The sequence below is a fragment of the Alkalicoccus daliensis genome, assembly GCF_900103955.1.
GTDB lineage: Bacteria > Bacillota > Bacilli > Bacillales > Salisediminibacteriaceae > Alkalicoccus > Alkalicoccus daliensis.
On the sequence record NZ_FNIL01000018.1, the window covers coordinates 41,664 to 52,539 of the forward strand.

The 10,876-nt window shown below is 46.5% G+C and carries 8 protein-coding genes and 1 riboswitch; of the genes, 7 read left to right on the top strand and 1 reads right to left on the bottom strand.

Features of this window, described 5'->3' with window-relative positions:
• Positions 1 to 12 precede the first annotated feature (12 nt).
• The 7 genes from BLP92_RS17050 to BLP92_RS17085 all read left to right on the top strand — a co-directional run bounded on the left by BLP92_RS17050 (position 13) and on the right by BLP92_RS17085 (position 9,556).
• Positions 13 to 2,157, top strand: coding sequence for a M20/M25/M40 family metallo-hydrolase (locus tag BLP92_RS17050; protein WP_090844397.1), 2,145 nt, complete (start codon positions 13 to 15; stop codon positions 2,155 to 2,157).
• Between the two features lie 2 nt (positions 2,158 to 2,159).
• On the top strand, positions 2,160 to 3,017 hold the full coding sequence (locus BLP92_RS17055) for an N-formylglutamate amidohydrolase (RefSeq protein ID WP_090844399.1): 858 nt from the start codon (positions 2,160 to 2,162) through the stop codon (positions 3,015 to 3,017).
• An 859-nt stretch (positions 3,018 to 3,876) separates the two neighbouring features.
• Positions 3,877 to 3,979: riboswitch (TPP riboswitch) on the top strand.
• A 228-nt stretch (positions 3,980 to 4,207) separates the two neighbouring features.
• On the top strand, positions 4,208 to 4,810 hold the full coding sequence (locus BLP92_RS17065) for a YkoF family thiamine/hydroxymethylpyrimidine-binding protein (RefSeq protein WP_090844405.1): 603 nt from the start codon (positions 4,208 to 4,210) through the stop codon (positions 4,808 to 4,810).
• Between the two features lie 12 nt (positions 4,811 to 4,822).
• Positions 4,823 to 5,431, top strand: coding sequence for an ECF transporter S component (locus BLP92_RS17070; protein WP_090844408.1), 609 nt, complete (start codon positions 4,823 to 4,825; stop codon positions 5,429 to 5,431).
• The gene (locus BLP92_RS17075; RefSeq protein ID WP_090844411.1) at positions 5,412 to 6,983 is read left to right on the top strand and encodes an ABC transporter ATP-binding protein; all 1,572 of its coding nucleotides are present in this window, start codon (positions 5,412 to 5,414) and stop codon (positions 6,981 to 6,983) included. Before BLP92_RS17070 ends, BLP92_RS17075 begins: the two co-directional genes overlap by 20 nt.
• On the top strand, positions 6,967 to 7,749 hold the full coding sequence (locus BLP92_RS17080; RefSeq protein WP_090844415.1) for an energy-coupling factor transporter transmembrane component T family protein: 783 nt from the start codon (positions 6,967 to 6,969) through the stop codon (positions 7,747 to 7,749). The genes BLP92_RS17075 and BLP92_RS17080 overlap by 17 nt, the downstream gene beginning before the upstream one ends.
• Before the next feature lie 406 nt (positions 7,750 to 8,155).
• A complete protein-coding gene (locus tag BLP92_RS17085) occupies positions 8,156 to 9,556 on the top strand; it encodes a sodium/glutamate symporter (RefSeq protein WP_342028402.1) in 1,401 nt (466 codons plus the stop codon).
• Positions 9,557 to 10,065: 509 nt separating this feature from the next.
• Here BLP92_RS17085 and BLP92_RS17090 read toward each other — a convergent pair.
• Positions 10,066 to 10,876, bottom strand: an 811-nt coding sequence (locus BLP92_RS17090; protein ID WP_090841841.1) for an IS110 family RNA-guided transposase, incomplete at its 5' end; no start/stop codon positions are given.

A 10,876-nucleotide genomic window follows, 5' to 3' on the forward strand; every position in this document is an offset into this window, starting at 1 on the left:
GGGTGTGGAAGAGTGAAAATAGCAGTAGTTTATAACCGGGAAAGTCAAGCTGTCATTAATCTTTTTGGAACACAAAATCGGGAAAAGTACGGTCTGGAAACAATTAAACGCATTAAAGACGGCTTGAAAAAAGGCGGGCACGAAGTAAAGACATTTGAAGGGGATAAAAATTTAATCCAGAACCTTGAAGACTTTATGCCTTCTGTTATCTCCGGAGAACGGCCGGGCCTGGTTTTTAATTTAAGCTATGGCATCCAGGGGCGCGGCAGATACATGCACGTGCCGGGAATGCTGGAAATGCTCGGCATCCCTTACGTCGGCTCCGGCCCGGAAACTCATGCCCTTGCACTCGATAAAGTGGTTACAAAGATTATTCTGCTGCAGCAGGGGCTGCCTACACCCAAATTTGCAGTGCTTGATAAGCCGGACAGCCCGCTGCAGGAAGATTTAAAATATCCGCTGATCGTAAAACCAAAGGACGAAGCTGTCTCGTTTGGATTAAGAATTGTAAATAACGACGAAGAGCTCCGGGAAGGAATCCAGGTTATCTACGATACGTATAATGCTCCGACGCTTGTAGAGGAATATATCAGTGGACGGGAAGTAAACGTAGGGCTTCTTGGAAACGGGCCGACAGAAGCACTTCCGCCGGTGGAGCTTGTATTCGGCAAGGGACCGCAGATTTTCACTTATGAAGATAAGAAAAATGAAAGCGGCAGAACGGTAGAAAAAGTCTGCCCGGCACCTCTTACAGAAGAAGAAACAGCACGGGTAAAGGAATTGGCAGTAAAAACGTTCGAAGCACTGAACTGCTACGACAGCGCTCGTGTAGATTTTCGTATTGATGAGGAAGGGAACCCTTATATTCTCGAAGTAAACTCCATGGCAAGTCTCGGTAAAGACGGCTCCTTCGTTTTTGCAGCAGAAAAGGTGGGATATGATTATCCGGCCCTTATGAATAAAATTATTGACGTTACCTGCGAACGCTATTTCGGAGCAGATTTCTTCGATAAAGAATCTCACCAGCAGAATACTGCTGCAAACAAACTGTTTCAGCGGCTGACGACGAACCGGGGTAAGCTGGAAGCTGATTTAAAGAGCTGGACGAACTTATCCAGCCGCACAGAAGATGCAGTCGGGCTGAGCAGCCTGCGCAAAAAGCTTGCTGAAAGACTGACAAAGCTGTCAATGCAGCCGGTGGAATCTTTTACAAACGGCAGATCTGCCTGGACGTGGGAATCAAAAGCCGGGATGAAGGACGGAACGCTTCTCGTCATACCAATAGATGTGCCGGGAGCGCGAACCGGATTTCCTCTCCCGTTCCGAAAAGAACAGGAATGGATATACGGAGAAGGCGTCGCATCCAGCCGCGGGGGAATTACAATTACGCTTGCTGCCCTGCAGGCGTTGAAGGAGGAAAAGCAGCTATCGAAAGCGAAGGTCGGGATTTTCTTTTATGCAGATGAAGGCAGAGGCATGAGATACAGTGCAGGAATGCTCGAGAAAGCTGCAGCTGAAGCGAAAGAAGTGATCGTGATGCAGCCCGGATTTGTGGAAGGAAAAATTGTCGATCAGCGGCGGGGTTCGAAGCAGTTTCATCTGATCGTCGAAGGAGACCCGGAGCGGATTGGAAAACGTGCAGAGCCGGTCGATGTGCTCAGCTGGTTTCTTGAAAAAACAGGCAAGCTGAACGAACTGAACAGCCGCCAGAAAAAAATCGCAGTAGCAGTGCAGGATCTGCGTTCGGAAAGATACAGCGTACTGACGCCGCACCGTGTGAGTGCCACAATTGCGATGACGTATATTGATGAAAAAGTAGCAGAAAAAACTGAAGAGCAGCTGCGGTCATTGTTTAAAGCTTCCAAGCCGGGCATGAAGACGTATATTGAACTGCTGACAGAGCGCCCGCCTCTGCTCCGCAAAAAAGACCATCCGACGCTTCAAAGTCTGGAACGATGGGCGAAAGAATATCAGCTGCCTTTCGGCAAAGAATCAAGCCTGCTTGCGACAGCAGCCGGCGTTATTCCAGCGGAAAAGCCGGTTATCTGCGGATTTGCCCCGGCCAGCAAAAAGCTGTTTACACCGAATGAAGCGCTGCATCGAAGTGAACTTGTGCAGAGATCAGTGCTGCTTGCATTACAATTACAGGGGGAATGAGTATGAAACAAACAAAGCTGCCGGTATTAATTTCTGTTCCGCACGGAGGAACAGAAATTCCGGCAAAACTTCGACCCAGATGCTTGATCACGGATTTGGACGTCGTGCTCGATGGCGATACATGGACGAAGCATTTATTTAATTTTCAAGGTCTTGCTGTGGAATACCAGGTAATGGATATTTCCAGGCTTGTCGTTGATTTGAACCGTGACCCGATGGACAGACCGCCGGATAACCCGGACGGCGTCGTAAAAACGCGCACCGTCGAAGGGCTGCCGGTCTGGTCGGAAGAGTTAACGGAGCTCGAAGCAAATGATATTATCCGCACCTATTATGAACCTTATCATGAACAGCTGATGGAGAAATCCAACAATCCTGCCGTTAAGTTTGCGGTTGACTGCCACACTATGCTGGATGTCGGCCCAGTAAAAGGAAGCGATGAATGGGAAACACGGCCGTTATTTTGTATCAGCAACAGAGGACTTCCCAATGGTGAACAGGGAGGAGAAACGATTACTGCTCCGCCGGAATTTATGCAGAAGCTGAAGGTGCTTCTGGAAAATGTCTTTGCAGAGGAAGCAGATGAAAAAGTACCGCTCGTCGCTGTCAATCAGCCGTTTCAGGGAGGCTATATTACCCGCTCCCACGGTTTGAGAACAGACATCCCCTGGGTACAGCTGGAGATTAACCGCCGCCTTTACGTACCGGAAGCAATTGCAATAGATCCCACGCCGCAGGAACTTGCGCGGATGAAGGATATCCGGGATAAACTCTACGAGGTGTTTTCCCTGGCGGCCCAGGAAGAAATTGTTTTTTCTGAGGAAGAAATTCTTTCAGAAGAAGCGAAAACTATTTCATGATGATCATTTATTCAAACAGCATCCTGCAATTATAATATTTAGTAGAGAAAAGCAGCCAGGTGTCAACATACCTGACTGCTTTTTTTATGGTTGGAAATCGGCAGCAAGCAGGGTTTATCGTTCACTGATCAGGTGCTCTGCGCCAGCTGGGATTTCCGGATATCAAAACAAACCCGAAAAGCATGTGACCTTCATCATTTCAACCCGCTCTCCCGCTGGAGAAGCTAAAATGAAGCAGCTCATTGATGTTCGTGCCCGCTTATTATACTGTCAGCCCCGCTATTTTACTCCAAATCGCTTATGCTTTACTCCGAACCCGCTATACTAACATGAAAGTGCCCTATGCTGACATCCGAACCGGCTATACTATAATGAAATTTCCTTATAATGAATCATCAACCAAAAACAAACCCGAAAAGCATGTGACCTTCATCATTTCAACCCGCTCTCCCGCTGGAGAAGCTAAAATGAAGCAGCTCATTGATGTCCGTGCCCGCTTATTATACTGTCAGCCCCGCTATTTTACTCCGAATCGCTTATACTTTACTCCGAACCCGCTATACTAACATGAAAGTGCGCTATGCTGACATCCGAGCCGGCTATACTATAATGAAATTTCCTTATAATGAATCATAAACCAAAAACAAACCCGAAAAGCATGTGACCTTCTTCATTTAAACCCTTGTAACTCTTATTTGAGGCACACCGATCTTGCTCACAAAACTCAATAAGTGCAGAGTGATGCGCACAAAACGCAAGCTTCACTGGGAATTAAAACTAATTTTCCAGCATCATCCACTTCTCCTCTTTACTTTCCGGACAGACTATGTTTAAAATGAAGATAACAATTCGATACGTAACAATGCACTAGGGGTGCTGCAAGCTGAGAGACGGATGCGATCCGTTAACCCTTTGAACCCGAACTAGATAATACTAGCGTGGGGAAGTGCAGGTAGTTCATTTTTATGAATCCTGCATCTTCTTATTTTGGAAGATGCAATTTTTATGAGCGGGAAGCAGTGGTATATTCCATTGTTCCTCTACCTGTATTCAAGTACTCAGTTATAAAGCAGCCATCCCTTTTCAGGGAATCGGCTGCTTTTTTGCGTAACAAAGGCTTTTTGAAAACCGATAAAGCATAGCAGGCTTCACGATCGAATTGAAAAATTTTTTAACAGGAGGAATCATGCATGAATGGTCTTAGTTGTGGAACGAGCAATATCGTCGGGGTACGCTTCGCGGTATATCCGATGGCAGACAATTTTGTGGAAATTATTAAAGGTGCGCTGAAGGAAGTGGATACTTCCAAGGTGTGGGTGCAGACAGATGACATCACCACCTGTGTACGGGGAAGAAGTGAACACGTATTTGACGTAGCAAAAGCTGTATTTATTCAGGCGGCTAAAACAGGGACCCATGTTGTATTTAACGGCACTTTTTCTGTGGGATGCCCCGGTGACAGTGAGGGAGACACGTATATGTCAGAAGATGATATCCGGCTGAATGAAGAAGCCTCCCGGCAGGAGTCCGTAGAAGCAGCCACCCATTTTGCACTTTATCCGATGGATAATCCTGATTATATGCAGGTGATTGCAGATCAGGTGAAAACAGCAGAGAAGCACGGCACTTTTACTAAAGGCGTACATTATGCTTCCCGCCTTGACGGCACTGCAAATGAAATTTTTGCAAGTCTGGAAGAAATGTTCGTGGATGCTTCCAAAACAAAAGAACGCGCGCATGTCACAATGACGGCGACAATTTCAGCCAACAGTCCGTCCACAAAAGATAACTAGGAGGAAACAAGAATGCTATTTAAAGAATGGAAGTTAAAAGAAATTGTGCTGATGTCCATTTTAGGTGTTGTATTTGCTTTTATTTATCTTGGCTTTTTCCTTTTTGGACAGACCCTGCGGAACTTTCTGATTCCCTTTGGACTTGCGCCGTTTGCCTATGAGTTTATCTTCGGTATCTGGTTTATCGTTTCTATCATTGCAGCCTACATCATACGAAAGAGGGGTGCTGCCTTCTGGTCGGAGCTGATCGCAGGTACTGTGCAGGTGCTGGTAGGAAGCCCGGCGGGTCCAATGCTGATTATCTCTGCAGCGATCCAGGGTCTCGGAGCAGAGGCGGTATTTGCGGCTACAAAATGGAAAAACTACACGCTCCCCGTACTGGTTGCAGCAGGTATGTCTGCTGCGGTATTCAGCTACGCCTGGGGCTGGTTTAATTCCGGTCTCGCTGCACTTGCGCCGGGATTAATTATCGCTACACTCCTTGTTCGTATTGTCAGCGGTGCGCTGCTTGCAGGAGTTCTCGGGAAATGGATTGGCGACCAGCTTGCGAAAACTGGTGTCCTGCGGGGATATGCTTTAGGAAAGGAGCGTCAGAAGCCACGTGAACGCAAAGCCTCTTAATTCTAAACAGCTGCTGATGGAAGTCTCTGATTTTTCTTTTGCTTTTGAAGAAGAAAGTCCGATTTTAAACCAGCTGAATTTCTCTCTTTTTTCAGGAGAATGCTGTCTGGTCGCAGGAGCGAGCGGATCCGGCAAAAGTACGCTGGCACTTTGTTTAAATGGTTTGTACCCGGATACTGTGGAGGGAGAAACGAAAGGAAATATCAGCTGCCGTTCTCAAAATATTGCAGACTTTCCCCAGGGGAAGCTGAGTCAATCTGTAGGAGTTGTGTTTCAAGATCCCGAAAGCCAGTTCTGCATGATGAAAGTAGAAGACGAGCTGGCATTCGTATTAGAGAATCAACAGGCCCCCCGGGAAAGGATGCAGGAAGCCATTCACAGTGTGCTGAAAGAAACAGGCATGCTTGACCAGAAGCATGCGCTCATTCACGAGCTGTCGGGAGGGCAGAAGCAGAAGATTGCGCTCGCTTCTGTTCTGCTGATGGAACCTGATCTGCTGATACTGGATGAAGCAACCGCAAATCTCGATCCGATGTCGAGTTTTGAATTTACAAGATTGATTCAGCAGGTCCGGCAGAAACGGAACTGCGCGGTGCTCGTAATAGAGCATCAGCCGGACGACTGGATGGATATCGTTGAGAGAGTTCTCGTAATTGGGAAAGAAGGAACGCTGCTCGCGGATGATTCCCCAGACAACATTTATGGCGCAGGGAGGCCGCTCCTGATAAAAGAAGGAATCCACATTCCGCTGTCTTATCAGGAAGATAGAAACGTCCATAAAAATCCTCCACAGATGCATGGCGAAAAACTAATTACGCTTCAAAATGTTTCCTTCTCCAGAAAAAATAAAAGTATTCTCCAAAATATTAATGTTACTTTTCACCGGGGAGAGTTTATTGCGATCGTCGGAGAAAATGGAGCTGGAAAATCCACGCTGCTGCAGCTGCTTGCCCGGCTGCTCACACCAGAGAGTGGGAACGTTAAACTGGATGGAATACCGCTGCAGGATTGGACAGAAAGAGAACTGCGCAGAATCAGCGGGTATGTATTTCAAAATCCGGAACATCAGTTTATCACAGATACTTTATATGACGAAGTGGCCTTTGGGATGAAGCTGAATGGAGAAAAGGAGATTGACGCAAAGGTGCAGGAGCTTCTTACGGCTTTCCAGCTGGAACAGTTCGCTGATGCAAACCCGTTTGCTATCAGCGGCGGGCAGAAGCGAAGATTAAGCGTAGCCACGATGCTTGATGACACACCGGACATTCTCTTTTTTGATGAACCGACATTCGGGCAGGATGCGAAAACTACAAAAGAACTCATGCGGCTGATTACGGAGCTGCGGGAGCAGGGGACAACGATTATCTTTGTGACACATGATATGGAACTGGTAGATGAATACTGTGAAAGAGTACTTCTTCTTCTGGAAGGGAAGACTGCATTTGACGGTTCTCCGGAAGAACTGTGGTCCAGGAAATCCCTGCTGCAGAAGGCACGGCTGCGGCTTCCTTACAGCATGCGGAAGGAGCGAGCCTATGGTATCGTCAATTAATCCCTCGTTAAAAGGAATTACCGTATTGATTCCGGGTGTTCTGCTGAGCTTCAGTTTCGATATTTATACACCACTCGTTTTCCTGATTTTTATGATGCTGTTTACTTTTTTATTCAGTGGCATTCCGCTGAAAAAATGGCTGCTATTCTTTACACCATTTATTATCGTAGCGCTCGGTTTCGCCTGGATGACTATGCTTTATACAAGTGAATCCTTTGCAGGAGGGGAGCATTTATTTTCCATATGGCGGTTTGATGTCACGACAGGCGCTGTGATGACAGGAATCAGCCTTGCTCTTCGTTCGCTCTGCTTCATTACACTTTCTCTGCTGTTTATTCTCACAACGGATTCTACCAAATTTATGCTGAGTTTAATGCAGCAGCTTAAAATGCCGCCGAAACTTACCTATGGAATTTTAGCCGGCTACCGGTTTCTGCCTGCATTCCGCCACGAATTTCACATATTAAAGCAGGCACACAGAATCCGCGGAGTAGGACGGGCAAGAGGAATAAAAGACAGGCTGGAACAGATGCGGCGCTATGCAATTCCGCTCATGGCAAATGCGATTCGAAAAGCAGAGCGTGTAGCAAATGCAATGGAGTCAAAAGGATTTACTGGGTCGCATAATCGAACACACTATCATTACATGAAAATTAATAAAAAAGACTGGATGTTTTTCAGTGTAATCAATGGAGCACTGGTGCTTACATTTGTCTCTTCTTATTTTCTGGGATATTTGAATATTTTCGGGATCCGGGTGGGGTAATAAAATAATTTCAACGTTAAAGCGATCTGAACATTTCAGATCGCTTTTTGAAATTCGGTTCAGTTATTGTGTGTTGTTATAATGAAGACTTCCGCTGCAACCCGGCAGGCAAAGAAAAAGAACTGCAGGCGCAGCTTCCTTATAGAAACGCTGAACTTTCACAAAACCAGGAATAGAAGACGAGGGGTAACCCTTTAAAAACTGCTCTTATAGGGCAATCTTTGTTCGGAAATTGTAATTATTTCCTTTTTAAAGTTTACAGGCAACTGGTTAAGGCTATGAGAAATATAATGTCTGCCAAAAATAAACATACAGGAAAACGTCACTCTTTTATTCTTGAGAATTACATAGTTTTTACGTGTATAAAAGAATTAACATACCGAATTTTTGCAGTGGAGGGGATAAGATGGATGTGACTCCGGAGGTAGTTGGATTTAGTTTAATAATCTTAGGAATATTGCTTTTAATCGGAAAGTGGATGAGAGTATTCACGCCATTCTTTCAAAATTTCTTTATCCCGAGTTCAATGATTGCTGGATTAATAGGATTAATACTGGGACCGGAAATTTTAGGACAGTTCGGTATTCATTTTTTCGATGAAGGCGGGGCCTTTCCGCAGGTAATGATTGACATATGGAGCGAGCTTCCCGGACTGTTGATCAACGTAATTTTTGCTTCTTTATTTCTGGGAATGACCTTTCCTTCCATTAAGAAAATGTGGGAAATAGCAGGACCGCAGATTACCTTTGCGCATTTTATTTCCTGGGGAATGTATGTCGTAGGTATCAGTCTTGCCTTACTTGTATTAACGCCAGTATTCGGAATGAATCCCGCTGCAGGTGCTCTTCTGGAAATCAGTTTTGTTGGAGGACACGGAACAGCGGCAGGTCTTTCAGGTACGTTTGAAGCAGTAGGTTTTGAAGAAGGAAGAGACCTTGCTATCGGCCTCGCCACCATCGGCGTCCTGACAGGTGTTTTCCTAGGCATGGGGCTGCTGAACTGGGCCGCAAGAAAAGGAAAAACAGAAATAATTAAGGATCCTTCCGATGTTTCCGAAGATGAGAAAAAAGGATTAATTGCAAAAGAGGACCAGCAGGAAGAACCTGCAGGAAACCAGACAACACACTCTGAATTTATTGAAACACTCACCGTCCATTTGGGTTATATCGGTGTGGCAGTCACGTTAGGTTACTTAATGCTGGAAGGATTAATTATTATTGAAGAAATGTTCTGGATTGACGAGATAGAAATCCTGACACACCTTCCGTTATTTCCGCTGGCAATGATAGGAGCCGTCATCGTCCAGCTGTTTTTAACAAACTTTGTGAAACATGATGTGATCGACCGGGGAATGATCAACCGCATTCAGGGGCTGGCGCTCGATATGCTGATAACGGCTGCGATCGCTACATTGTCTCTGACGGTTATCGGAAACCATCTGCTGCCATTCCTCATTATGGCTGCCGGAGCAATTTTGTGGAACATCGTTGCGTTTATTTTTATTGCGCCGAGAATTATGCCAGATTACTGGTTTGAAAGAGGAATCGGGGATCTCGGGCAGGCGATGGGCATGAGCGCTGCGGGTCTCCTGCTCATCAAACTGGCGGATCCGGAAAATGAGTCGCCTGCAAAGGCAGGGTTCAGCTACAAGCAGCTGTTGCTTGATATTTTCGTTGGCGGCGGGCTCGTTACTGCAGCTTCTGTACCAATTATCATTGCCTTCGGACCGGTTCCTTCTTTAATTACTGCAGCAGTTATTATGACAGGCTGGCTGCTTCTCGGGTTATTTTACTTTGGAAAAAAATAAATAGCAGCAGGCAGGATGATGTTTTAGTTTATTAGCTCTGTTAATGTTCAGTGTTGATAATAATAGAAGACTTCGCTGCAACTCGGCAGGCTTGCCGTGGAGGAGATCTCCAGCTTCCTGATATGAACGAAACTGTCAAGAGAAGAACTCCCTTTGCCATTGGTATTACATTTTGACCGACCTAAAGAACCAAAGCCTTTCGGCTTCTTTTTCAAGTTCTCGTGTTCTTTCGGATCGCTTGAATTCCTCCTCTTTTCTTTCGGCGTGCCCGTAAAGGTAAGCACACGGCACGAAGGCAAAAATAGTGGCGACGGTTCGCACTCTGATATCCGTGGGTTCTCACATGGTCTCTTTCCGGATTAAGGACGTTACCACTAACTCAGGACGTGCGTTCATCCGGTGAAACCGGACTAGCACAGAGGAAGCACGTGGATGTTCCTTACCGGTCTTTCCTCTTTGCCTTCGAGCCCTGGGCTCATCTATCGGGTGTATTTCCGGGAAGAAAAGGATTACATTTGTTCGCTGGCGGGTGGCAACGGGTCGATTTCTCGAGAGATCGCCCAGATGAAACCAAGGAGTTCCCGGGCGACGGCAGTAACGGCTTTGTGACTTTCTTTTCCTCTGGCGAGCAAACGGTAAAATTTTTTATGAAGCCGATTTTGCGCTTTCCAGGAGATTAACTGCACTGCGGGAGAACTGCCAACTTGTCGTTTTTTCAAATCTCCTTTGACCGCAGGGGAATAGCGGTAACTCCACCCTGCCTCCACCAACAAATGACGTATATGCCGATTCCCGGTTTTCGTAATGCCTCCCTGATTCCGTCGTTCTCCGCTCGAGTATTCGGAGGGGACGAGACCGGCGTATGCCATCAATTGTCCGGGGGTGCGGAACCGATGAAAGGATCCAATTTCTGCGACAATTCCGATGGCTGTAATGAGTGCCACCCCTTTGAGGCATTGAAGTGCCTGAATCATGGGGGCGTGAACCCCTTGAATCGACTGAGTATAGATTTCGTCTTCCAGCCGTTGCACGCGTAGTTCCATTTCTTTGAGCTGATGGTAATATTCCCGGAAAACAACCCGCAGGGTATCCTGAGAGAACTTCAGTGTATCTAACCACTCTCTGTATTTTTTCGTTTGGCGCTTCACGCCTTGCGGCGGTCGAAGCTCGTGGCGCAGGAGAAACTTGCTCAACCTTTGACGGGTCCGAAGTTCATCTTCTTTTGCATCTTCTCGGCAGCGCACCAGATCGCGCAGTGCTTCATCTGCTTCCGTCGGCACGTAAATCGAGGTTAACTCTCCGGCACGATACAGTTGTGCG